The organism is Lutibacter profundi, from assembly GCF_001543325.1.
Classification (GTDB): domain Bacteria; phylum Bacteroidota; class Bacteroidia; order Flavobacteriales; family Flavobacteriaceae; genus Lutibacter; species Lutibacter profundi.
In genome coordinates, this window is sequence record NZ_CP013355.1 from 655,199 (window position 1) to 678,594 (window position 23,396).

26 protein-coding genes are annotated in these 23,396 nt (G+C 29.5%); all 26 read left to right on the top strand.

Going from position 1 to position 23,396, the window contains the following annotated elements; all coding sequences use genetic code 11:
• Window positions 1-157 precede the first annotated feature (157 nt).
• The 26 genes from Lupro_RS02855 to Lupro_RS02980 all read left to right on the top strand — a co-directional run bounded on the left by Lupro_RS02855 (window position 158) and on the right by Lupro_RS02980 (window position 23,280).
• Window positions 158-1,339 (top strand): integrase core domain-containing protein, encoded by a 1,182-nt coding sequence (locus Lupro_RS02855; RefSeq protein ID WP_068206102.1) that lies wholly within the window; start codon window positions 158-160, stop codon window positions 1,337-1,339.
• 573 nt (window positions 1,340-1,912) lie between these two features.
• Window positions 1,913-3,046 carry an FAD-dependent monooxygenase gene (locus Lupro_RS02860; RefSeq protein ID WP_068206103.1) on the top strand — a complete coding sequence of 378 codons (1,134 nt, stop codon included), beginning with the start codon at window positions 1,913-1,915 and terminating at the stop codon, window positions 3,044-3,046.
• Entirely contained in the window at window positions 3,043-3,474 is a 432-nt protein-coding gene (locus Lupro_RS02865) for a DUF3995 domain-containing protein (RefSeq protein ID WP_227807470.1), read from the top strand. The genes Lupro_RS02860 and Lupro_RS02865 overlap by 4 nt, the downstream gene beginning before the upstream one ends.
• A 152-nt stretch (window positions 3,475-3,626) precedes the next feature.
• Complete coding sequence (locus Lupro_RS02870) at window positions 3,627-4,181, top strand: hypothetical protein (protein WP_144439100.1); 555 nt, start codon at window positions 3,627-3,629, stop codon at window positions 4,179-4,181.
• Window positions 4,182-4,437: 256 nt separating this feature from the next.
• A complete protein-coding gene (locus Lupro_RS02875) occupies window positions 4,438-4,641 on the top strand; it encodes a hypothetical protein (RefSeq protein WP_068206106.1) in 204 nt (67 codons plus the stop codon).
• Window positions 4,642-5,047: 406 nt separating this feature from the next.
• Window positions 5,048-5,281, top strand: a complete 234-nt coding sequence (locus Lupro_RS02880; RefSeq protein WP_068206108.1) for an Imm27 family immunity protein — start codon at window positions 5,048-5,050, stop codon at window positions 5,279-5,281.
• A 17-nt stretch (window positions 5,282-5,298) separates the two neighbouring features.
• Window positions 5,299-5,631 (top strand): hypothetical protein, encoded by a 333-nt coding sequence (locus tag Lupro_RS02885; RefSeq protein WP_068206109.1) that lies wholly within the window; start codon window positions 5,299-5,301, stop codon window positions 5,629-5,631.
• Between the two features lie 284 nt (window positions 5,632-5,915).
• Complete coding sequence (locus Lupro_RS02890; protein WP_227807471.1) at window positions 5,916-6,512, top strand: hypothetical protein; 597 nt, start codon at window positions 5,916-5,918, stop codon at window positions 6,510-6,512.
• Window positions 6,513-6,515: 3 nt separating this feature from the next.
• Window positions 6,516-7,166 carry a hypothetical protein gene (locus tag Lupro_RS02895; protein WP_068206114.1) on the top strand — a complete coding sequence of 217 codons (651 nt, stop codon included), beginning with the start codon at window positions 6,516-6,518 and terminating at the stop codon, window positions 7,164-7,166.
• A 232-nt stretch (window positions 7,167-7,398) separates the two neighbouring features.
• Entirely contained in the window at window positions 7,399-8,580 is a 1,182-nt protein-coding gene (locus Lupro_RS02900) for an integrase core domain-containing protein (RefSeq protein WP_068206071.1), read from the top strand.
• A 77-nt stretch (window positions 8,581-8,657) separates the two neighbouring features.
• Window positions 8,658-8,822 (top strand): hypothetical protein, encoded by a 165-nt coding sequence (locus Lupro_RS13515; protein ID WP_158499548.1) that lies wholly within the window; start codon window positions 8,658-8,660, stop codon window positions 8,820-8,822.
• A 695-nt stretch (window positions 8,823-9,517) separates the two neighbouring features.
• The gene (locus tag Lupro_RS02910; protein ID WP_068206118.1) at window positions 9,518-9,763 is read left to right on the top strand and encodes an AbrB/MazE/SpoVT family DNA-binding domain-containing protein; all 246 of its coding nucleotides are present in this window, start codon (window positions 9,518-9,520) and stop codon (window positions 9,761-9,763) included.
• On the top strand, window positions 9,754-10,077 hold the full coding sequence (locus Lupro_RS02915) for a type II toxin-antitoxin system PemK/MazF family toxin (protein WP_068206119.1): 324 nt from the start codon (window positions 9,754-9,756) through the stop codon (window positions 10,075-10,077). The genes Lupro_RS02910 and Lupro_RS02915 overlap by 10 nt, the downstream gene beginning before the upstream one ends.
• A gap of 167 nt (window positions 10,078-10,244) precedes the next feature.
• The gene (locus tag Lupro_RS02920; RefSeq protein WP_068206121.1) at window positions 10,245-10,718 is read left to right on the top strand and encodes a hypothetical protein; all 474 of its coding nucleotides are present in this window, start codon (window positions 10,245-10,247) and stop codon (window positions 10,716-10,718) included.
• Window positions 10,719-10,863: 145 nt separating this feature from the next.
• Window positions 10,864-11,775, top strand: coding sequence for an FRG domain-containing protein (locus Lupro_RS02925; RefSeq protein ID WP_068206122.1), 912 nt, complete (start codon window positions 10,864-10,866; stop codon window positions 11,773-11,775).
• Between the two features lie 799 nt (window positions 11,776-12,574).
• On the top strand, window positions 12,575-13,459 hold the full coding sequence (locus Lupro_RS02930; RefSeq protein ID WP_068206124.1) for a sce7726 family protein: 885 nt from the start codon (window positions 12,575-12,577) through the stop codon (window positions 13,457-13,459).
• Entirely contained in the window at window positions 13,441-14,376 is a 936-nt protein-coding gene (locus Lupro_RS02935) for a sce7725 family protein (protein ID WP_068206126.1), read from the top strand. The genes Lupro_RS02930 and Lupro_RS02935 overlap by 19 nt, the downstream gene beginning before the upstream one ends.
• 2 nt (window positions 14,377-14,378) lie before the next feature.
• On the top strand, window positions 14,379-15,419 hold the full coding sequence (locus Lupro_RS02940) for an RES family NAD+ phosphorylase (protein ID WP_068206127.1): 1,041 nt from the start codon (window positions 14,379-14,381) through the stop codon (window positions 15,417-15,419).
• Between the two features lie 228 nt (window positions 15,420-15,647).
• On the top strand, window positions 15,648-16,829 hold the full coding sequence (locus Lupro_RS02945) for an integrase core domain-containing protein (protein ID WP_068206102.1): 1,182 nt from the start codon (window positions 15,648-15,650) through the stop codon (window positions 16,827-16,829).
• A gap of 26 nt (window positions 16,830-16,855) precedes the next feature.
• Window positions 16,856-17,758: an HNH endonuclease gene (locus Lupro_RS02950; RefSeq protein WP_144439101.1), complete on the top strand. Its 903-nt coding sequence runs from the start codon at window positions 16,856-16,858 to the stop codon at window positions 17,756-17,758.
• A gap of 305 nt (window positions 17,759-18,063) precedes the next feature.
• Window positions 18,064-19,677: a hypothetical protein gene (locus Lupro_RS02955; protein ID WP_068206131.1), complete on the top strand. Its 1,614-nt coding sequence runs from the start codon at window positions 18,064-18,066 to the stop codon at window positions 19,675-19,677.
• 1 nt (window position 19,678) lies between these two features.
• Window positions 19,679-20,107 (top strand): hypothetical protein, encoded by a 429-nt coding sequence (locus Lupro_RS02960; RefSeq protein ID WP_068206133.1) that lies wholly within the window; start codon window positions 19,679-19,681, stop codon window positions 20,105-20,107.
• A 233-nt stretch (window positions 20,108-20,340) separates the two neighbouring features.
• A complete protein-coding gene (locus tag Lupro_RS02965) occupies window positions 20,341-21,522 on the top strand; it encodes an integrase core domain-containing protein (protein ID WP_068206102.1) in 1,182 nt (393 codons plus the stop codon).
• 638 nt (window positions 21,523-22,160) lie between these two features.
• Window positions 22,161-22,379, top strand: a complete 219-nt coding sequence (locus Lupro_RS02970; protein ID WP_068211379.1) for a hypothetical protein — start codon at window positions 22,161-22,163, stop codon at window positions 22,377-22,379.
• The gene (locus Lupro_RS02975; RefSeq protein ID WP_068206064.1) at window positions 22,379-22,684 is read left to right on the top strand and encodes a type II toxin-antitoxin system RelE/ParE family toxin; all 306 of its coding nucleotides are present in this window, start codon (window positions 22,379-22,381) and stop codon (window positions 22,682-22,684) included. Before Lupro_RS02970 ends, Lupro_RS02975 begins: the two co-directional genes overlap by 1 nt.
• A 203-nt stretch (window positions 22,685-22,887) precedes the next feature.
• Complete coding sequence (locus Lupro_RS02980) at window positions 22,888-23,280, top strand: hypothetical protein (RefSeq protein ID WP_068206134.1); 393 nt, start codon at window positions 22,888-22,890, stop codon at window positions 23,278-23,280.
• Window positions 23,281-23,396: the final 116 nt, after the last annotated feature.

The window sequence follows — 23,396 nt, forward strand, 5'->3', positions numbered from 1 at the left end:
AGTAATAAGCCGAAAATGAAGTGCTTTTAAACGCCCAACGCTTCATATACAAATCGTTGGCAAATATGGGGTATGATAAAGGGACATCGTTTACAAAGTTAAAGAGACATAGTTTACACTTTTTAGGTTGTAATTTGAGAAATAAAATCAAATTATTATGCCTTGGAAAGAAACAACAACTATGGAACAAAAAATTGAATTTATTTGTGAATGGAGAACTGGAAAATATACCATCACAGAATTATGTAAAAACTTTGAAATCTCAAGACCCACCGCCTATAAGTTAATAAATAGGTTTGAAAAACAAGGTTTTGAAGGCTTAAAAGAGCAATCAAGAACTCCAAAGGAACATCCAAATGCGACAAAGGAAAATATTGTTGATGGGATACTTAAATTAAAGAAAAAACACCCACGCTGGGGAGCTAAAAAAATCAATAAACTATTGTTTAACGATTTTACAGAAAATGAGATCCCCTCGGTGGTTACTGTTCACAACATACTCAAAAGACACGGTTTAGTATGCCCTCAAAAAAGGTTAAGAAGAGTCAAACCTGTATATCCTATTTTTGATCCAAAAGTGTGTAATGAAGTATGGAGTGCAGATTACAAAGGAAAGTTTTTAATGGGTAATAAAGTGTATTGTCACCCACTGACCATTGCTGATTCCAAAAGTAGATTTTTATTCACAGCTAAAGGACATTATAAAGAAACTTTAAAGTACGCAAAGGCTGAATTTACAAAGGTTTTTAGGAAATATGGAATCCCTAAACAACTCCACACAGACAACGGAAGTCCCTTTGGGTCTGTTCGTGCTATTCAACGATTTACACAACTCTCCTATTGGTTTATTGAACTTGGAATTACACCCGTTTTTTCTGACCCAGCACACCCAGAACAAAACGGAAGACACGAACGTATGCATCGCGATTTAAAAGCGGCTTGTGCCAAACCTTCAGCCTATGACTTAAAAGCACAACAAAGACGTTTAAATCACTTTGTAAAAGAATATAATCACATAAGACCTCACGAAGCCTTAGGGATGGAAACACCTGCTTCAATGCATAACTTTTCCACCAGACCTTTTCCTGAAAAAATACCTAACTTTGACTATAATTCAAATCTCAAAATTTTAAAAGTAACTCAAAATGGAGCAATCAGATGGAAGTCGTATTATTGGGTATATTTAACAGCAGCTTTAAAAGGAAAATACGTAGGTATTGAAGATTTAGGTAATGGAATTTGGAAAGTCTTTTATAGAGACGTATTTTTAGGTTTCTTTAATGAAACACAATTAAGAAATAAAGAAAAGTCAATAAGGTTAGAAACTAATTTAGTGTAAAGTCTAATCTTTAACTTGTGTAAACTATGTCTCTTAACGAACATGGTGAAACCAAGTTCATACGAGAAAAGTTCTTTAAAATAAAAATTTAGAAAACCGACAAGTTACAGATTGATTCCTACTCGATTCCGATAAAAATTGAAATGAATAGATTTTGAGAAATGAAACGGTCAGATTTAGTAATGAAACGTAAAAATTTATGAATCGCACAGATTTTATTATAATTATGGATTTGAGAAATGAAACGGTCAGATTTGAGAATTGAAACGTAAAATTTATGAATCGCACAGGTTTTGAGTAATAAACAGAACGAAAAACTAAATAAGAAAAATTACAACAAACCGAAAAATATTTCCGACTTTTATAATCATTAACGATTTGAGAAATGAAATGAAAAATTATTGAAATGTAAAAAACCACATTAGCCAACAATGTATAAAATTTATGCTTTCATTTAAACTAAAAACTAAACGACAAACATCTAACAAACGATTTGCTACAACCGAAAAATCTCCGATTTTCCAATCGCACAAATCTTAAATACTAAACCGTTACCACCAATTAGAACAAACTATGAACATAGATATTATTGGAGCAGGAATAGGAGGATTAACTACTGCAATTGCACTTGAACAAAAAGGAATTAAAACAAGAATATTTGAACAAGCTGAACGAATAAAATCAGTTGGGGCAGGAATTATTTTAGCTAATAATGCAATGCAAGTTTATGAAAAGTTAGGCTTACGAAAAGTAATTGAGGAGAATGGAAACCCAATATCTTCAATGAATATTACTAAACCCAACCTAAATCCACTTTCCAAAATTGACTTGACATATTTTGAACAAAAACATAATATCAAAAACATTGCAATTCATAGAGGAACATTACAACAGATATTACTTGATAAATTAAACTCAACCGAAATTAAACTTAACCATAAACTTACTTCAATTGTTGAAAACACAAATGGATATTATTTGGAATTTGAAAACGGAGAACAAATTCAATCCTCAACTGTTTTGGGAGCTGATGGACTAAACTCTATTGTTCGACAAAATATATTCCCGAATAATAGTATAAGAAATGCAAATCAAATATGCTGGAGAGGAATTACGGAATTCGAATTACCGATAAAATTTAAAAACGAATTAAACGAAGCTTGGGGAAAATCTGAACGATTTGGCTTTGTTCAAATTGCTGAAAATAAAGTTTATTGGTATGCTTTAAAATCGTTCAAAAAAAATAAGAATGAATTCTCTATCAACGATTTAGAGCAATATTTTAGCGATTATAATTCAGTAATTAAAGACATTATAAAATCAACTAAGAAGGAGCAAATAAATGCTGCCGAAATTTCAGATTTAAAACCAACAAACATTTGGTTTAAAGATAATGTATGTTTAATCGGAGATTCTGCACACGCAACAACCCCAAATATGGGTCAAGGTGCTTGTCAAGCTATCGAAGATGCTTTTGTGCTTTCAGAATGTTTATATAAATATGGGATTACTAAAGCATTTTTGGAATATCAAAAATTACGATTACCAAAAGCACATCAAGTAGTTAAAGCAAGTTGGCTCGTTGGGAAAATGGCACATCTTAAAAATCCAATATTAATTGGTTTACGCAATCAAATGTTAAGATTAATGCCTTCTTCAATTAATAGAAAACAGAATGAACAAATTTTTCAATTGGCAGAAATATGATGACAACAATATTATCTATTAGCTTATTAGCCATTTTTACGTTACTAGGATTTATACATTTTTATTGGCTTTTTGGTGGGAAATGGGGCATTGAACAAGCTTTACCTACAAAAGAAATTGGAAAAAAAGTAATTGAACCACCAAAGATTGCTACTGCAATTGTTGGTATTGGTTTAATTTCATTTGGTTTATTTTATTTGATAAAAACAGGTTTAATTAATTTTCAAGTTCCGAATTGGATAATTACCTATGGTAGTTGGATAATACCAAGTATTTTCATTATTAGGGCAATAGGAGATTTTAAATATGTTGGTTTTTTCAAGAAAATAAAGAATACTGAATTTGCAAAAGCTGATTCAAAATGGTTTGCACCTTTATGTTTGACAATTGGAATATTTGGAATACTGATACAACTTATGAATAAATAACTGGTGGTAACAATGTATATAAAAAATAGGCTAAATAGCAATAAAATCAAGGGTTTGGGTTCGTATCAAACTTTGTGCTTAACCGAAAGTTTAGTGCTTCGAAATCGCCTACTTTTCATATACTAAGCGTTGGCAACAAGCAAAAAAACGAAGTGAGAAACATTGAACATTTACTAAAAGAATTAATTCCACCATCTGATTATCAACATCGGAATGGATTTAGTAATGAGCATATTGTTTTAAGTTTGAGTGAAAATGAAAAAACTGAAGTCGAGCGGAATTTAATCGAAATGCTCGAAAAAAAGGAAGATGATTTAATCGGAGAAACATTAACGATAATGAAATCGACTGACTCTTTGCCGACCTTGAGAAAAAGATTGGATTTATCCCAAAGTCCAACTATGAAAATTATTTGGGCGAGTTACATAAACGAAATAAAAAGCGGAGATGGAGAAATGAAAAAAATCGCTTTGAATGAATTCTACAAAGTATCGGAAAAATATTCTCAAATCGGAATTTTTCATCATTTGGCTAAATTCTGCGATTCTCGAATAAATGATGAAATTCGGAATTATATAAATGACAAAGATTATTTAACTGCATATAATGCGAGAACATCTTTAGGTATTGACACAACGGAAATTATAAACCGAGAACAAATAAAAAATGGAATCGGAACAAAAAAATGGTGGGAAATATGGAAATAAAGCCAGTTGCCAACACCGTATAAAATTAATGCTTAAGGTCGGTGTTTAACCTAAATTTTGGCATATTTACAAAGTCCGCAAAATTTTTCAAATTTTGCATTCAGCGGAAAAATAGATAAAATTTAAAAAATTTCGCTAAGTGCTAAACTCGAAAATTATTGTATTTTTAACCAGCACTAATCTTATACCAAACGTTGCAAGTAATAGCTCGGATGAATCCAAGAATTACAACAAAAAAGAAAAAGATTAGATCAAAATGACAAATAAAGATTTTTTTAAAAGAGAACATTGGAGTTTGAAAATTTTATATATTCTCGGAATAATTGCATTCATAATTCATTTATCTGATATGGGATTGGGAAATAAAGATTATAAAATATTACCAGTGATAGCTTACAGTTCAATGACAATTTTTTTCTTCAGATTAGCTTTGGCACAAAGAAGAGAAAAATCAAAATAATTTAATGACACATTAAATTAAAATGATAAATTTGAGTTCACTTCTACTCTACCGATTTTGAGAGTTGAAATGCAAAAAACTCAATGAAACGGAGAAATTTAAAATTAGAACGTATTTGAGCATTGAAACGGAGAAAAATTGCAGAACGTAAAAACAAGAAAAAAGATAAATTAAAACAAAAAAAACGATTTAAATAAGATTTATAAGAATGACAAATCTCGGAAAGTACTAAATTCAATTATCAGCATAGCGTGTCGCTAAAACTTGCAACAACTCATAAAATTTATGCTTAAATTTGGATTTAGTACGAAATGACAAACATTTTAACAAACCGATTTGCTACAACCGAAAAATCTAACGATTTTTATGTCGCACAAATCTTATAAAAGCCGTTGTAAAATATTAGATGAATAAAAAAGTAATCATAGGAAAATGGATTTTTAAAGAGAATAAAATGATTGCTGATTCAAATTGTGGAATTATAGAATCAATGATTAAAAATGAGTTTGTTAAACTTAAATCAAGTGAAGATGGTTGGACAACTAGATATAAAAGAAACGATGGTGAAATTTGGGAATTGAGTTATCCCGAGAATCATTTACAAGGAGGTGGTCCACCAAAACTTATTCAAATCAAATAAAAATATTGCTAGAAAAGATGAAACTCGAATCAAAATGCAAAAATTGTGGAAAATATATTGAGTTCACTGAAAATGTTTCTGACCGAGCAGAATTGAGTCTTGAAAAAGGAGAAAATATAGAATTATTCTGTAAAAAATGTTCAACTAAAAGTTGTCATCATCCGAATGATATAAATGCAAAGAAAAATAGAGTTATCTCGATAATTGGATTTTTAATTTTCGTAATTGGAACAATTCTGATTTATCATTTTATTGGAGAATTTTACTTGGAACATAAAGAACAATTTGAAGTAAAAAGAACTTTTCTAGTTTTGGAAAATTACTCGGAGCATTTGCAATTCCATTTATAATTTTTCAATTAATAGAAAACATACAAATGAGAAAAGTTAGACGATTTAATTCGTACAAGATTAAAGATTAGAATTAAAAAACATTTTACAACACCTCATAAAATTTATGCTTACATTTAAACTAAATAACAAACCGACAAACATTCAACTAACGATTTGCTACAACCGAAAAATCTCCGATTTCTCAGTCGCACAAATCTTATAAAAGCCGTTGCCACACATTTAAGAAAAAACCATCGTAAATGATTGAAAAATACCGAAATCGATTAAAAGAAATTATTAAAATGTCATTTCGGACATTGGAAATGAAACTAGCGAATGGTGGAATAATCTCAAAGAACGAGGCTTCTTTTCAACTTGAATTAGGTTACATACTCAAAGTTTTTGGTCAACTTTACGAATTTCATCCCAACGAGAAATTCAATCTCGAAATGGAAAATTATGTTAAGCTAAAAACGAATAGCATCAAAAGCAAAAGTAAAAATGCAAGAGTAGATATTCTTATGAATTTCGGAACGGAACACGAATTTGCAACAGGCGCAATCGAATTAAAGTTCTTTAAAAAGAAAAATCACAGAGAGCCAAACAACAGATATGACATTTTTAAAGATATATCAAATTTGGAGCAGTACAAAGAAAATGGAATTGACTTAAATTACCTTTTCCTTTCAACTGACCACAGCCATTATGTAAATCAATCGAGTTATTCAGCCGACACAAAGGATTTTGATATACGGAAAGGTTCAAGGTATATGTCAGGGCAGATTTTGGAATATAGGACAGTAAAACCTTATGGACCACCAATAATTTTGAAAGGAAATTATGAATTTGATTGGAGCGAACCGACTGATAATATTTATTTTACAAAAATTGAGATTTAACTTATGGACGAACTTATAAAACAAGCTCTAAATGAATATTTTTCAGATTATAAAAAGTATCATTTAATAATTCTCATCTCTTTTGTAATTATAATTGCATTAATACAAATTATCCAATCAGTTTGGGTTTCGAATAAAATTGAAAGGTTCAAAACTGACTTGAAAAAGTCAGAGATTAAATTCTCACGATACAATGAACTTCAAATCAATTCATTGAGAGAGATTTACCATAAACTTGTAGCTTTTCAACTTGCCAACAATCTGATTTTTAAGTCCAAACCTAAAAGTGTCGGACATTCGAAGTATAAAAATAGAATTAACGAGTGGATTAAAAGTTATATTGAATGCGCAAACGAATTTGCTCGTGAAAAAATACTGCTGACGGACGAATTAAAATCTTTATTTACAAGAACTCTAAAAGATTTCGAAGAAGTCAAGGATATCTTAATGACGGAAAAGGAAAATCTCGATTATTGGGAAATGGTTAACGCTGGAAACTGGAACGCTATGTATGACTTTGAGGACAATGAACTTGATACAATTTCAAGTCAAATCGAGAAGTTAAAAGATAAGTCATCGATTAAAAATTCAGAAAAGCATATTCGTGAATTAAGAAATAAAATAGAAATAGAATTTACAAGAATGGCGGACTAAAAACGTGTGGCAACAAAGTATATAATTTATTGCTATTTCTAGCCTACTTACGAAAATCCTCGCGGATTTTCTATTCGGTTTTTATTTGCTAAATTAGGTGCTTAACCACGCAACAAACCATATACCAAACGTTGCCATTCATTGGGTATGATAAAGGGACATCGTTTACAAAGTTAAAGAGACATAGTTTACACTTTTTAGGTTGTAATTTGAGAAATAAAATCAAATTATTATGCCTTGGAAAGAAACAACAACTATGGAACAAAAAATTGAATTTATTTGTGAATGGAGAACTGGAAAATATACCATCACAGAATTATGTAAAAACTTTGAAATCTCAAGACCCACCGCCTATAAGTTAATAAATAGGTTTGAAAAACAAGGTTTTGAAGGCTTAAAAGAGCAATCAAGAACTCCAAAGGAACATCCAAATGCGACAAAGGAAAATATTGTTGATGGGATACTTAAATTAAAGAAAAAACACCCACGCTGGGGAGCTAAAAAAATCAATAAACTATTGTTTAACGATTTTACAGAAAATGAGATCCCCTCGGTGGTTACTGTTCACAACATACTCAAAAGACACGGTTTAGTATGCCCTCAAAAAAGGTTAAGAAGAGTCAAACCTGTATATCCTATTTTTGATCCAAAAGTGTGTAATGAAGTATGGAGTGCAGATTACAAAGGAAAGTTTTTAATGGGTAATAAAGTGTATTGTCACCCACTGACCATTGCTGATTCCAAAAGTAGATTTTTATTCACAGCTAAAGGACATTATAAAGAAACTTTAAAGTACGCAAAGGCTGAATTTACAAAGGTTTTTAGGAAATATGGAATCCCTAAACAACTCCACACAGACAACGGAAGTCCCTTTGGGTCTGTTCGTGCTATTCAACGATTTACACAACTCTCCTATTGGTTTATTGAACTTGGAATTATACCCGTTTTTTCTGACCCAGCACACCCAGAACAAAACGGAAGACACGAACGTATGCATCGCGATTTAAAAGCGGCTTGTGCCAAACCTTCAGCCTATGACTTAAAAGCACAACAAAGACGTTTAAATCACTTTGTAAAAGAATATAATCACATAAGACCTCACGAAGCCTTAGGGATGGAAACACCTGCTTCAATGCATAACTTTTCCACCAGACCTTTTCCTGAAAAAATACCTAACTTTGACTATAATTCAAATCTCAAAATTTTAAAAGTAACTCAAAATGGAGCAATCAGATGGAAGTCGTATTATTGGGTATATTTAACAGCAGCTTTAAAAGGAAAATACGTAGGTATTGAAGATTTAGGTAATGGAATTTGGAAAGTCTTTTATAGAGACGTATTTTTAGGTTTCTTTAATGAAACACAATTAAGAAATAAAGAAAAGTCAATAAGGTTAGAAACTAATTTAGTGTAAAGTCTAATCTTTAACTTGTGTAAACTATGTATCTTAACGAACATTGCGGAAGGAACTTAAAACAACATTTAAAGAATATGAAAAAACGAACATTTGATATAATTTTTATAATTATTTCGACCATAATTCTAATAGCACTATCTGAATATGGACTGTTAGAAAAGTATATGGCATTTTCATTAATACCAATTTTGATTGCTTATCAACTTGGACAATATTCTGAACGAAAATTTAAAAAATAAAGCCATAACCAAAAACAGGAGCAATTATGACTAAAATTAACAGCGGAATTTTTCTCACTCAAACGGAATAGATCAACTTTATGAAAACTGAAATAAACGCAGAAAAGGAAATTACAAAATTTATAACTCAAATCCTGAATGGAAAGCACATCGGAATTTGAGCAATATTGAGGAAATAAAACTGAACGAAAAAAAACAAGAATATGAAAAATATTTTTATTTATTATTTGACAATTATAGCACCAATTGGAATAATTGTATGGCTGAATAAAACTGACTCGTTAAACTCGACACAATTTGTTGGACTATTATTTTTCTATCTTTTAATATTCAGAACTTACGTTGACGGAAAAAGACTTTACGACAAAAATATAATTCCAAAAAAAATATTTGGAAAATGATAGTTCCAGGAAAACACTTTAAATTTTTTAAGGAATTATATCTGAAATAAATGATTCGTAAACGGAAAACAGCAGCGGAATAAAACAACGAAATGGCAACAACGTGTATAATTAATGGCTAGTTCTCGTTTACTTACGAAAATCCTCGCGGATTTTCTATTCGGTTTTTATTTGCTAAATTAGGTGCTTAAACACGCCACTAATCATACACAAAACGTTGGCATTAATACTGAACGAATTTTGATAACTGAAATAAAAGTAATAACTTTGTAGCCACACAGAAAAAAGAAAATTATGGAAATTTCTATTATTAAAATCGGAAATTCAAGAGGACTGCGTTTAAGTAAGACTATTTTGGAAAAATACAACATCAAAGAAAAAGTTGAGTTGATTCTTGAAAAAGGGCAAATTATTTTAAGACCAATTGAAAAACCAAGAAAAAATTGGGAAAATGAATTCAAAAAAATGAGATTAAATCAGGATGACAAATTGTTAATGAACGATGTGTTTGACGATGAAAATCTTGAGGAATGGAATTAAAACAGTATTCTATAATTTTGGTCAATCTTGATCCAACTATTGGAAGTGAGATAAAAAAGACAAGACCTTGTGTGATTATTTCACCTGACGAAATGAACAAACATCTGAACACGATAATTGTCGCCCCAATGACAACGAATATGAGAAAATATCCGACTAGAGTACCTGTAGCTCATAACGGGAAAAAAGGAATGATTACAATTGACCAAATAAGAACTATTGACAAAACGAGAATTATCAAAATATTTGACAAATTATCAAGTTCGGAAATAATAAAATGTAAAGAAATAATCAAAGAAACGTTTGTTGATTAAAAGTACTAAATGCCAACAACTCATAAAATTTATGCTTACATTTAAACTAAATAACGAAACGACAAACATTTTAACAAACCGATTTGCTACAACCAAAAAATCTAACGATTTTTATGTCGCACAAATCTTATAAAAACTCGTTGTAAAACATTTCGACAGAATATTATATGAAAACAATAGCATTTTTACTTTTGAGTTTATTTTACTTAAACTGTCTTGTTGCCCAAGAAAAAGGCATTAAGATTTTTAACGAACAAACAGGAAAAGGAATAATAATTAAAGAGAATAAAAGAGTTAAAATTAAGACTTTTGACGGAGTTAAAATTTCTGGTAGACTAAAAATATTTGATAATGAAACCATTATCGTAAAGAATGAAACTATCAAATTGAGTCAAATTGAAAAAATTAAAAGGAATCCTTTGATTATATCTATAATTACAAATGGAATGCTTTATTATTACGGAGCTGCACTAATTGGTGCAAGTATTGTTATATATGCTTTTACAGGAAATGCTACATCATTTTTACTTACAATTCCTGCAGCAGCATTTATATACGGAGGAATTAAATCCCCAAATATTCTAAAAGGATATAAAGCGACAAGTAATTGGAAATATAGTATAATTAAAATTTCTGAATAAAAAACGTTTTACAACAACTCATAAAATTTATGCTTAAATTTGAACTAGTACAAAACGACAAACATTTTAACAAACCGATTTGCTACAACCGAAAAATCTCCGATTTTTCAATCGCACAAATCTTATAAAAGCCGTTAGCTGTAATATGAAAAAAATCGAAGGAGAATTATACAGTCATCATCAAAAGGATGTATATTTTCCTGAAGGAAGTTTTTTAGAAAAAGGATTTAAAATAAGTAAACGAAAAGAATGGAATAAATTTGGAGGAACAGTTAATAAAGTTCGAGCTAGTGATGGATATCCTATTCAAAATTTCAGAAACTTAATTGACGAAGTTGCTTTAGTTACATTAAATAATCGAAGTTTCGAAATGTTTTACAGAGGTCAATCAACAGATTATCTGAACAATCAAGGTAAATATTTTAGTGACCGAAAGAAAAAGTCTAAAATTCATCCTTCTATCTGTAGACCTAATAAAAAGGAAGATGGAACTTTAAAATATTCTATTAGACAAACTGAAATACAAGAAAGATATAACCGATTATATGGACTAATTGATTTTATCAATCAAAAGAAGAGAGGGAAGTTTCCTAATGAATATTATATGTCACTTTTTCAACATTACGACATATTACCAACACCATTAATTGATATTACCCAATCTTTGAGAGTTGCCGCTTCTTTTGCTCTTAAAAAAAATCAAATTGGTTATATATATGTTTTTGGTTTACCTTATCCAAATCAAAGTATATCATATTTCACAGACTTGGGAATTGTTCTCTTGAAACTTCAAAACATTGTATCAGTTAAAGCTATACGACCAAGATATCAAGAAGGATATTTAGTTGGAAAATTCCCATTTTCAGAATCAAAAACTATTGGAGACGATTTATCAAACAGAATGATTGCTAAATTTAAAATTGATAACAGAAGTGAGAATTTTTGGGATAAAGATTTTATGCCAATGCCAGAAAAAATTCTATATCCTAAAGATGATGAAATTGAAAAAGAACTTAAAGAATATAAAACTGAATTTGATAAAAAATACTACAGCTAACAACGTGTATAAAACATAGCTAATAAAGGCTTTTCGAGAGGTTCGCTCCTATTTGCAAAGTTCCGCCAAATTTTTAAATTTGGCTTTTAAGATTGATAAGTTAAAACAAAATATAAAAATTCGGCTCAGTGTTTATCCGAAAAGTTAGCGTCTTTTTACACGCTACGTTTCATACACAAGACCGTTGCAATTAATTGGGAAATTTCGTTTTTTAGGATATAAAGTTCATTAAAATTATAATATTAACTATCGGAAAAATCTCTGATTAAGGAATGAATTGTTCAGATTGATTTTCTAAGTGAACAGATTGATTTTCAGAACGCACAGATTTGAGAAATGAAACGTGAAAAACTGTTGAATTGCACAGATTTTAGAAATGAATCGCACAAAATGAGAAATGACACGAATAGAGAAATGAATCCGATTTTATGTTCATTTCGGAGAAAAATATGATTGAAAAATGGTAACTAAACCGATAAAATAGCAAGATTTTATTCTCATTTCGCACAAACGGAGAAAGATAAAATTAAATAAAATACAAAAAATCAGATAATACCGAAATTGAAAAATGATTGAAAACAACTAATTGCAACAAATCATAAAATTTATGCTTAAATTTGGATTTAGTACGAAATGACAAACATTTTAACAAACCGATTTGCTACAACCGAAAAATCTCCGATTTCTCAGTCGCACAAATCTTATAAAAGCCGTTGGCAATAATTATACGACTGACTCGAAGGCAACAATCGAAATTAAGCTTAAAACAATAATTTAAATTTTGTAACTTTGCTTTTAAATGGAAATAGTAACTGATATAAATAAAATACGAAGTTTATCACAAATCATTTCACCAGCTAATTTTAAAAAGATTGTGCGAGAAGATGACTGTTATTCAACATTTTACAAAATAAAAAAATATACAACAGTAACAGATTCTACAACCAACCTTGATGCAATAAATGTTATATACAATTCGCTATTAAAAAATTATAAGAATGAGTATGTTTATAAAAATATACTTACAAACAAATTACTTCTAAAAAAGTATAGTTTAAAAAACACAATAGCATTAAACGAATTCAATATTGGAAAGTCAATTGCAGACTTTGTTTTATTGAACGGAGAAGCAAGAGTTTACGAAATAAAAACAGAGCTTGATAATCTTGAAAAATTAGATAAGCAAGTATTGGATTACTGTAAATTTGGAGACAAAGTTTACATAGTAACTAGTTCAAAACACGTAAATAAATTAATTGAACTTTATGATAATTCTACAATTGGAATTATTGAATTAACATCAAGAAACGCTTTAAAGACAATAAAAGAAGCTACAAGTAATGAGGCTACTTTTAGTTGCGAAATACTGTTTAAAACCTTGAGGAAACAGGAATATTTAGATATAATTGAGGAATACTTCAACTTTGTACCAGAAGTTTCTAATACAAGAATTTTCAAAGAGTGTTTAGCACTTGCCAAAAAAATTGAAATTTCATTGTTTCAAAAATTAGTAGTTAACAAACTCAAATACAGAAATATTTCTAATCCTAAAAAAATTCAAGAAAAAGCAATTCCAGAGAGTTTAAAACATATTTGTTATTCATTAGATTTTTCAAAAAATGAGTATGAAAAATTAGACTCATTTCTTAATCAAAAAAGCAAAATATGTATTTCCCATATTTAAGAGGCAAACAATTTGAATTAATTGCCTTAAGAGAATTGTGTTCTCTTTTTCCGCAGGAATTAAATAAAATTTCCCCAGTTATTGAACCTGTTAAAGCTTCAAGCACTTTAAAATCTACTCTAGCTGAATTTGTAAATCGAAACGCAAATTTTAACCTAATAATAAATCCGAGAGTTGGAGATTTAGAAGGACAATACGAAAGAATTATTGAAATGATTACTTCTTCAATTCCAGCAGAGTATAACAACTACCAACTAGCTGTTATAATTGACTCTAAAACTGAAAGAAGCATTGGAACATTAATTGAGTTTATAAATGCACTAGATTTAAATTATAACGGAATTACATTAATACACGAAACAGAAATAAACAGTCAAAGTATTGAGTTATTAAATAACGAATTGAACATAGTTTATAATGTCATTTATTTTCAAAAAACTAGTCGTAGGTATTATCGTGAATTTGAAGCCAACACCCTTGTCAGTCTAGATGATTATTTTATAGAGCAATCGAAGAATGCTGACTATTTGAACCAAGAAAGTGATTTTTCAAAAGAATATAGATTTTATATCCAAGATGGTTTTGTTGGATTTTCTGATTTCTTAACAATTGGTGATAATTATTCAGAATCAGGGTTTTTACCAAGAGCAGTAGCAATTCATTTGAGTTATTTGGAAAATGAACAAATTAGGGTAAAACATTTCGTTTCTGACTCTAATGAGGATGTGGCAGATATTGGTGGTAAATTTTCAGAGGCAATTAATAAATTAGTTATTTGGTGTGACCAAAATAATTTAAACACTGCTGCTATAAACGTATTTCGAGATTTACAACAAAGAGGTCATTTTCCAGGTTTAGGGACTTTGAAAAAACTATCTATAATGAATCATATAGAATTAGTAATTAACAATATTTAATTATGAACTGTTGCGTTAATTGCTTTACTAGTTCATATCTAATTAGTATTATTAATGGTGACGATAGAACAGGAACTTGCGATTTTTGCAGTACTATAAACACTTCTATTTATTCGGCAAGAGAACTACCCGATTTTTTTAGAAACATACTTTCTCTTTACGTTCCAGACGAAAATTCCGCTTCACAAATTTCTGAATCATTAAAAAAAGACTTTAATGTATTAAGTGAGATTGTTGAAAGTCCTATTGAATTATTTCAAGCTATATTTGCAGATGAAATTGAAGATTTTGAATCAATTTTCAATAGCAATGTTTCCTTAAAACGCAGACCTTTTCTTGAAACTCAAGCAGATAACGTTCATAATGTATGGAATGAATTTAAAAAAGAAATAAAATTTGTTAATCGTTACCATATTCAGAACACAATTGACCTAAAAAAATTAGAAACGTTTTTTCTACACGAGAGTTTTTATAGAAACATTAAAAAAGGGAGGATTTTTTTTAGATGCAGAGTTTCGGATAAAAATGGTTTTCCTTGCAAAAAAATGGGAAATCCACCAATTGAATTAGCTTCAAGTGGTAGAGCAAACCCAAAAGGAATTTCTTATTTATATGTTGCTGACAGTCTTGAAACGTCAATGTATGAGACTAGAGCTTCGCTTTTTGATTATGTGACTGTTGGAGAATTTAAGCTAAAAGAAGATATTAAAATATTGAACCTTCGAAATCCGAAAGACGACCCAATTTACTGGTCTGAAATAGAAGAAATAGAAAATTATTTAATCTATATTCCTTTCATACAAACACTACAAAAAGAATTGTCTTTGCCTATTAGAAAGAGAGACCAAATTCTAGATTATATTCCTACTCAATACATATCGGAATTTATTAAGTCTTTGGGATTTGATGGTGTGGAATATCAAAGTTCACTGAATTCAGAAGGTTATAATATTGCAATTTTTAATCCTGAAAAATTGGAATGTTTTAAAACCAATGTTTACGAAATTAATGATATCAAATTAACACACGGAAAAATAAAATAACTATTGCCAACAACGTGTATAAATCATTGGTCTATAAGTAGTTAAATGATAATTATAGATATAAATAAACATTACGGTAAACTAAAATGAAGTGCTTCGAAATGCCCAACGCTTCATACACAAACCGTTGTGCTTAATACGGTATGATAAAGGGACATCGTTTACAAAGTTAAAGAGACATAGTTTACACTTTTTAGGTTGTAATTTGAGAAATAAAATCAAATTATTATGCCTTGGAAAGAAACAACAACTATGGAACAAAAAATTGAATTTATTTGTGAATGGAGAACTGGAAAATATACCATCACAGAATTATGTAAAAACTTTGAAATCTCAAGACCCACCGCCTATAAGTTAATAAATAGGTTTGAAAAACAAGGTTTTGAAGGCTTAAAAGAGCAATCAAGAACTCCAAAGGAACATCCAAATGCGACAAAGGAAAATATTGTTGATGGGATACTTAAATTAAAGAAAAAACACCCACGCTGGGGAGCTAAAAAAATCAATAAACTATTGTTTAACGATTTTACAGAAAATGAGATCCCCTCGGTGGTTACTGTTCACAACATACTCAAAAGACACGGTTTAGTATGCCCTCAAAAAAGGTTAAGAAGAGTCAAACCTGTATATCCTATTTTTGATCCAAAAGTGTGTAATGAAGTATGGAGTGCAGATTACAAAGGAAAGTTTTTAATGGGTAATAAAGTGTATTGTCACCCACTGACCATTGCTGATTCCAAAAGTAGATTTTTATTCACAGCTAAAGGACATTATAAAGAAACTTTAAAGTACGCAAAGGCTGAATTTACAAAGGTTTTTAGGAAATATGGAATCCCTAAACAACTCCACACAGACAACGGAAGTCCCTTTGGGTCTGTTCGTGCTATTCAACGATTTACACAACTCTCCTATTGGTTTATTGAACTTGGAATTACACCCGTTTTTTCTGACCCAGCACACCCAGAACAAAACGGAAGACACGAACGTATGCATCGCGATTTAAAAGCGGCTTGTGCCAAACCTTCAGCCTATGACTTAAAAGCACAACAAAGACGTTTAAATCACTTTGTAAAAGAATATAATCACATAAGACCTCACGAAGCCTTAGGGATGGAAACACCTGCTTCAATGCATAACTTTTCCACCAGACCTTTTCCTGAAAAAATACCTAACTTTGACTATAATTCAAATCTCAAAATTTTAAAAGTAACTCAAAATGGAGCAATCAGATGGAAGTCGTATTATTGGGTATATTTAACAGCAGCTTTAAAAGGAAAATACGTAGGTATTGAAGATTTAGGTAATGGAATTTGGAAAGTCTTTTATAGAGACGTATTTTTAGGTTTCTTTAATGAAACACAATTAAGAAATAAAGAAAAGTCAATAAGGTTAGAAACTAATTTAGTGTAAAGTCTAATCTTTAACTTGTGTAAACTATGTCTCTTAACGAACATACGATGACAGAATTAATTTACGAAGTTGATACTTTTGATAAAGTTTATAATTTGATTTCAAATTCACTTGATATTCAATTAGATAAGTACGACTTCCAATTATGTAGGTTTTGTGGAGAAAATAATCCAGATAAGTTTAAAAGTGTAGCTCATATAATACCAGAACTTACTGGAAATAAAGAATTAAAATATTTCAACGAGTGTGATAATTGTAATAATAAATTCAGTAAATATGAAAATGATTTACAATTATTTGGAGGAATAAAAAATATTCTTGCAGGAATAAAAGGAAAAAAATATCCGAAACATAAGGACTATAAGCATTATTTTCAAGCTTATAATTCAAAAAATGGAGTAATATTTAAATCACTTAAAGAAACTGGAGCATTAGATTTTTCAGATGAAAAAATTAGTATTAAAAGTGAGACCCAAAAGTTCAAACCAAGATATATACAAAAAGCATTTGTGAAAATTGCTCTTTCACTTCTACCAAAAAATGAATTGAAAAAATTGACTAAAACAATTGAATGGTTAAATAATCCGAATGACGATTTCACACCATCAAATCATCCTATGTTTTTATTAATTGAGAGAGAAAATAATATTCCTTTACGAAAACCTCTAGCTCTAGTTTATAAAAGGATTAATGATTCTAACTCACCTGAATTTACTTTAGTTTTTCATTATAGTTTTTTTTCTTATCAGTTATTTATCCCATTCAACGAGAATGATGAGAATTTAGACTATTCTAAACTAATTCTTCCATTAAATCCAGGCGTTATTACAGATAATAAAAATTTTAAAGAGGTTGCTTTCAATCATTATTATATGACAACTTTGAAAAAGTCAAGATTAACCGATTACTTTGATAGATTGACAAAATAACTTGTGCCAACAATGCACATAAAAAATTGCTTAATTCAGTGAAATAGAATGTTTATAAAACAAAAAAATATTAAATTTAAACATTGGAAAATTGCGTTTTCAAAACCGCAACTTTTCATGTCCTAAACCGTTGTGGTTTATATTACGACAGAAAAATACAAGAAAAAATTGCATTACAATACAAAAAAATTGACACTGACTAATATTACGATTTACCATATTTATTTTACGGTTTTACCATAAAACTAAATTAAATATTTTCAGTACTATTGAAAATCAAATATTAACACTTAAATTTAAACTTTATGAAAAAGAAACAAATCAAAACTTATTTAAAAACTGGAATTCTACTACTAGGAATTTCATTATTGCTATGGAATTGTGAAAAATCTGATTTAACCGAAACTATTGATACTAATATTACTAAAAGTTTATTAGCTCAAAAATCTGTTAAACTTTCTGACATACCCGATGTTAAAGATTTTTTAAACTTAAAAGTAAAAAATAACCTTTCTTCTAAAACAGGTACATTAAATGATGCTATTTTTGACATAGATAATATTTTAGAAGTTATAGATACACTTGGTAATATTAACTACACTTTTCGATTTACTTTACCAAATTCTTCTTTAGATACGTTTTACAATTTAGTGGTTGGTAAAACGCCTACAGGAGAACTAAAAACTCCTTTTGTCTTAAAGTACACTTGTGATGAAACATCGCTTGACTTATACATTGACAACAAGTATAATTTTAGTTTTTTTAAAGGAACAATCTCCTTACATAAATATACAGATTTTTTTGAACAAGGTTACTTTTCTAAAACAGAAGCAACAAATTGCCCTCCAGAGTTAGACCAAAATGGAGACCCAATACCTTGTGAAATACAACCTATTGATGGAAGTTCCACAGGCGGGTCTGGAGTTGATGTTGGTGGAACGGGAAATGTAAGCAATGATGACGGAAGTACAGACGGTTCGTCTGATTCTAATTCAGGTGGTGGCACTACCTCTAATTGTGATTGGTATATTGAGAATGTTCCTACTTATCCTTGTCCTTATGCTAATTTTGAAACAGGTTGTCTATATCCTACATTAATAATTGATTGCACAACTCAAAGTCAAAAAACAGAAACTGATGAAAATTGCCCTCCATGTGACACTAATGTTGATGGGGGAATTGGTGTGAACACATTAACCATTGAATCTATTAGAACTACCCTTAAAAATGAACTTACTCTTAATTCATCTCAAATTAGTTGGATTGGTAATTCAGAAAATGATAAGGAAGTTACTGATATTTATAACTTTTTACAAAATAATAATATTGATGGTATCTATACCTCTGGAGCTATTAGCTTTGCTGAATCTGTTATTGCTGCTAGTGCAGAAGGTTCGTTAATATCATCTTTTCCATTTTTCAAATACCCACCTAACAGTAACTTTACTATTCAATACCCAAAACTAACAGAATATTTAAAAAATAAGTTACCAAATGTGGCTGATATACCTTTAATTGTGAACACCATAAATGATATTACGGGTGTTTCAACTACTCAAATTAAATTTGACCTTCAATGGAATCAAGGGCCTACTATTCAGATAACTCAACTAGATAACTATGCAGATAATACCGATACTAATACTGTAGGGGCATTTGATAAAGGCTTACCTAATACTTTATTATTAGACATCGATTACGTTAATGGATTAGAAAACAATATAAATGAACAGTTTCAAGAAGACGGTTTACTTTTTTATTTGGGTGTCGTTTTACTGCATGAATATGTTCATTATGCAGATAATTCTGATGGAATAGACTATCCAGGAGAGGAAGGTGAAATTTTTGAATTTAGAGTTTATGGAGAAAATATTAACACTTCTACTGCACAATGGTTAATCCTTAATAAATATTACTAAAATGAAAAACTTACTTATTCTAATTTGTTTTATCCTATCAAACTATAGTTGTCAAACAGAAAAAAAAGATACTCATTCTTGTTTTTCAAAAATAGAAAAAGAAATATTTATAACTCAACTATTAAGTAATGATAGAGTTAGTAATTATCTTCATCTTGATATTATTGAACGAATTCCATTAAAACTAAAAGAAAGTAAATTAATAACTAAAAATTTAAATATTTTCATTAAAAATGAAAAAATAATAGTTATTAATAATGATTCAATAACAGACTTGATTACATTAAAATTTTCAAAGATAGATTGTAAAAAAAGTGAACTTAAATTTTCAATATTTTTTAAAATTGAAAATGCTCTTATTGAGGGGAAAGCTAGAAAAATGAATAAAAACAAATGGCTAATTGAAATGACTAAAGAAATTGAATATTAATAAATACAAACCACAACAATGGCTATAGCAAATGCAAGGTTTTAAATATTAAATAAATTTTAACATTAAAGCAACTTTAATTTACTTGGAAAATTCTACAATAAATCTTGCACTTGCCATAGCCTAACCCGTTGGGCGTCATTAAGGTATGATAAAGGGACATCGTTTACAAAGTTAAAGAGACATAGTTTACACTTTTTAGGTTGTAATTTGAGAAATAAAATCAAATTATTATGCCTTGGAAAGAAACAACAACTATGGAACAAAAAATTGAATTTATTTGTGAATGGAGAACTGGAAAATATACCATCACAGAATTATGTAAAAACTTTGAAATCTCAAGACCCACCGCCTATAAGTTAATAAATAGGTTTGAAAAACAAGGTTTTGAAGGCTTAAAAGAGCAATCAAGAACTCCAAAGGAACATCCAAATGCGACAAAGGAAAATATTGTTGATGGGATACTTAAATTAAAGAAAAAACACCCACGCTGGGGAGCTAAAAAAATCAATAAACTATTGTTTAACGATTTTACAGAAAATGAGATCCCCTCGGTGGTTACTGTTCACAACATACTCAAAAGACACGGTTTAGTATGCCCTCAAAAAAGGTTAAGAAGAGTCAAACCTGTATATCCTATTTTTGATCCAAAAGTGTGTAATGAAGTATGGAGTGCAGATTACAAAGGAAAGTTTTTAATGGGTAATAAAGTGTATTGTCACCCACTGACCATTGCTGATTCCAAAAGTAGATTTTTATTCACAGCTAAAGGACATTATAAAGAAACTTTAAAGTACGCAAAGGCTGAATTTACAAAGGTTTTTAGGAAATATGGAATCCCTAAACAACTCCACACAGACAACGGAAGTCCCTTTGGGTCTGTTCGTGCTATTCAACGATTTACACAACTCTCCTATTGGTTTATTGAACTTGGAATTACACCCGTTTTTTCTGACCCAGCACACCCAGAACAAAACGGAAGACACGAACGTATGCATCGCGATTTAAAAGCGGCTTGTGCCAAACCTTCAGCCTATGACTTAAAAGCACAACAAAGACGTTTAAATCACTTTGTAAAAGAATATAATCACATAAGACCTCACGAAGCTTTAGGGATGGAAACACCTGCTTCAATGCATAACTTTTCCACCAGACCTTTTCCTGAAAAAATACCTAACTTTGACTATAATTCAAATCTCAAAATTTTAAAAGTAACTCAAAATGGAGCAATCAGATGGAAGTCGTATTATTGGGTATATTTAACAGCAGCTTTAAAAGGAAAATACGTAGGTATTGAAGATTTAGGTAATGGAATTTGGAAAGTCTTTTATAGAGACGTATTTTTAGGTTTCTTTAATGAAACACAATTAAGAAATAAAGAAAAGTCAATAAGGTTAGAAACTAATTTAGTGTAAAGTCTAATCTTTAACTTGTGTAAACTATGTCTCTTAACGAACATTGGAAATTTCGTTTTTTAGGATAAAAAGTTCATTAAAATTATAATATTAACTATCGGAAAAATCTCTGATTAAGGAATGAATCGTTCAGATTGATTTTCTAAGTGAACAGATTGATTTTCAGAACGCACAGATTTGAGAAATGAAACGTAAAAAACTGTTGAATTGCACAGATTTTAGAAATGAATCGCACAAAATGAGAAATGACACGAATAGAGAAATGAATCCGATTTTATGTTCATTTCGGAGAAAAATATGATTGAAAAATGGTAACTAAACCGATAAAATAGCAAGATTTTATTCTCATTTCGCACAAACGGAGAAAGATTAAATAAAATACAAAAAATCAGATAATACCGAAATTGAAAAATGATTGAAAACAACTAATTGCAACAAATCATAAAATTTATGCTTAAATATGGATTTAGTACGAAATGACAAACATTTTAACAAACCGATTTGCTACAACCGAAAAATCTCCGATTTCTCAGTCGCACAAATCTTATAAAAGCCGTTGGGCTTCATACGGACAAAAATATTCACTGATTAAAAATGTAATTTATATTTTTTGTAACTTTGACTAAAATATGATAAAAATGAATGTTCAAACTTCTAAAATAGAGTTACTAAAAATGATTCTCAACATTGAGAATGACAAATTCATTGAGAAAATAACAGAATTTATTCAAAAAGAAAAAGTAGATTTTTGGAGTGAGTTGAGTTTATCTGAACAAAAAGAAATTCAAAAAGGGATTAAAGAGTTGAATAAAGGAAAAAGAGTTGAGTATTCTGAGTTTTTGAAAAAGATTTCTTAATGAAAGTATTTTTATCAGAATTAGCTGAAACTAAACTTCTAAAACTGAGCAATTTTTTATTAGAAAATTGGAATTTAAAAGTTAGGAATGATTTTATTAAAAAACTGACTTCTAAAATTGACCAAATTTCTGAACAACCTGAAAGCTGTCCACAATCATCTGAATTTAACGGACTTTTTAAATGTGTTGTTACAAAACAGACAACTTTCTACTACAGAATAAACCCTGACAGAAATGAAATTGAGATTATTACTGTTTTTGACACAAGACAAAATCCAAATAAATTAGAAAAAGATATAAAGTAAGTACGAAAGCCCAACACCTCATAAAATTTATGCTTACATTTAAACTAAATAACAAACCGACAAACATTCAACTAACGATTTGCTACAACCGAAAAATCTCCGATTTTTATGTCGCACAAATCTTATAAAACCCGTTGTAACCAATTACTAAATTCAACTCAAAAATGACAAAGAGAGTTGAAATTTAACAAAAAAAGAGCTGAATGAAATATTTATATTTTACAATTCATAATTTTTATACAAAAAAAATTAAGATACAACGATTAAATGATTCGCCTGATTTCTATTGCGAAATGGGAATTTCTATCCTTGAAACAATGTTTCTTTTCTCGTTGATTGACTACTATTTAATTCTTAATTTTAGTGGTGAGTATATTGACTATTCCAAATGGATTCCTTTAATGACAATTGCTGCTCTTTATGGAATAAATCATTATTATTTCAAAAACAGAAAAGAAAAATTACTGGAAAAAATATTAAAAAAACCAAATTCTACAAAAAGAGTAATTAACTCTATTTCATCATTGATTATTTTATTAACGGTTTTCTTGTTTTTTTATACTGGATATCTGATTAGAACCAATAATGGATTTTAAAAAACTGGTTACAACACCTCATAAAATTTATGCTTACATTTAAACAAAATAACAAACCGACAAACATTCAACAAACGATTTGCTACAACCGAAAAATCTCCGATTTTCCAGTCGCA

Excerpts from the sequence above, each read along its gene's own strand:
- Lupro_RS02855 (WP_068206102.1), top strand. The coding sequence starts at position 158 with ATGCCTTGGAAAGAAACAACAACTATGGAACAAAAAATTGAATTTATT.
- Lupro_RS02860 (WP_068206103.1), top strand. The coding sequence starts at position 1,913 with ATGAACATAGATATTATTGGAGCAGGAATAGGAGGATTAACTACTGCA.
- Lupro_RS02865 (WP_227807470.1), top strand. The coding sequence starts at position 3,043 with ATGATGACAACAATATTATCTATTAGCTTATTAGCCATTTTTACGTTA.
- Lupro_RS02875 (WP_068206106.1), top strand. The coding sequence starts at position 4,438 with ATGACAAATAAAGATTTTTTTAAAAGAGAACATTGGAGTTTGAAAATT.
- Lupro_RS02880 (WP_068206108.1), top strand. The coding sequence starts at position 5,048 with ATGAATAAAAAAGTAATCATAGGAAAATGGATTTTTAAAGAGAATAAA.
- Lupro_RS02885 (WP_068206109.1), top strand. The coding sequence starts at position 5,299 with ATGAAACTCGAATCAAAATGCAAAAATTGTGGAAAATATATTGAGTTC.
- Lupro_RS02890 (WP_227807471.1), top strand. The coding sequence starts at position 5,916 with ATGTCATTTCGGACATTGGAAATGAAACTAGCGAATGGTGGAATAATC.
- Lupro_RS02895 (WP_068206114.1), top strand. The coding sequence starts at position 6,516 with ATGGACGAACTTATAAAACAAGCTCTAAATGAATATTTTTCAGATTAT.
- Lupro_RS02900 (WP_068206071.1), top strand. The coding sequence starts at position 7,399 with ATGCCTTGGAAAGAAACAACAACTATGGAACAAAAAATTGAATTTATT.
- Lupro_RS13515 (WP_158499548.1), top strand. The coding sequence starts at position 8,658 with ATGAAAAAACGAACATTTGATATAATTTTTATAATTATTTCGACCATA.
- Lupro_RS02910 (WP_068206118.1), top strand. The coding sequence starts at position 9,518 with ATGGAAATTTCTATTATTAAAATCGGAAATTCAAGAGGACTGCGTTTA.
- Lupro_RS02915 (WP_068206119.1), top strand. The coding sequence starts at position 9,754 with ATGGAATTAAAACAGTATTCTATAATTTTGGTCAATCTTGATCCAACT.
- Lupro_RS02920 (WP_068206121.1), top strand. The coding sequence starts at position 10,245 with ATGAAAACAATAGCATTTTTACTTTTGAGTTTATTTTACTTAAACTGT.
- Lupro_RS02925 (WP_068206122.1), top strand. The coding sequence starts at position 10,864 with ATGAAAAAAATCGAAGGAGAATTATACAGTCATCATCAAAAGGATGTA.
- Lupro_RS02930 (WP_068206124.1), top strand. The coding sequence starts at position 12,575 with ATGGAAATAGTAACTGATATAAATAAAATACGAAGTTTATCACAAATC.
- Lupro_RS02935 (WP_068206126.1), top strand. The coding sequence starts at position 13,441 with ATGTATTTCCCATATTTAAGAGGCAAACAATTTGAATTAATTGCCTTA.
- Lupro_RS02940 (WP_068206127.1), top strand. The coding sequence starts at position 14,379 with ATGAACTGTTGCGTTAATTGCTTTACTAGTTCATATCTAATTAGTATT.
- Lupro_RS02945 (WP_068206102.1), top strand. The coding sequence starts at position 15,648 with ATGCCTTGGAAAGAAACAACAACTATGGAACAAAAAATTGAATTTATT.
- Lupro_RS02950 (WP_144439101.1), top strand. The coding sequence starts at position 16,856 with ATGTCTCTTAACGAACATACGATGACAGAATTAATTTACGAAGTTGAT.
- Lupro_RS02955 (WP_068206131.1), top strand. The coding sequence starts at position 18,064 with ATGAAAAAGAAACAAATCAAAACTTATTTAAAAACTGGAATTCTACTA.
- Lupro_RS02960 (WP_068206133.1), top strand. The coding sequence starts at position 19,679 with ATGAAAAACTTACTTATTCTAATTTGTTTTATCCTATCAAACTATAGT.
- Lupro_RS02965 (WP_068206102.1), top strand. The coding sequence starts at position 20,341 with ATGCCTTGGAAAGAAACAACAACTATGGAACAAAAAATTGAATTTATT.
- Lupro_RS02970 (WP_068211379.1), top strand. The coding sequence starts at position 22,161 with ATGAATGTTCAAACTTCTAAAATAGAGTTACTAAAAATGATTCTCAAC.
- Lupro_RS02975 (WP_068206064.1), top strand. The coding sequence starts at position 22,379 with ATGAAAGTATTTTTATCAGAATTAGCTGAAACTAAACTTCTAAAACTG.
- Lupro_RS02980 (WP_068206134.1), top strand. The coding sequence starts at position 22,888 with ATGAAATATTTATATTTTACAATTCATAATTTTTATACAAAAAAAATT.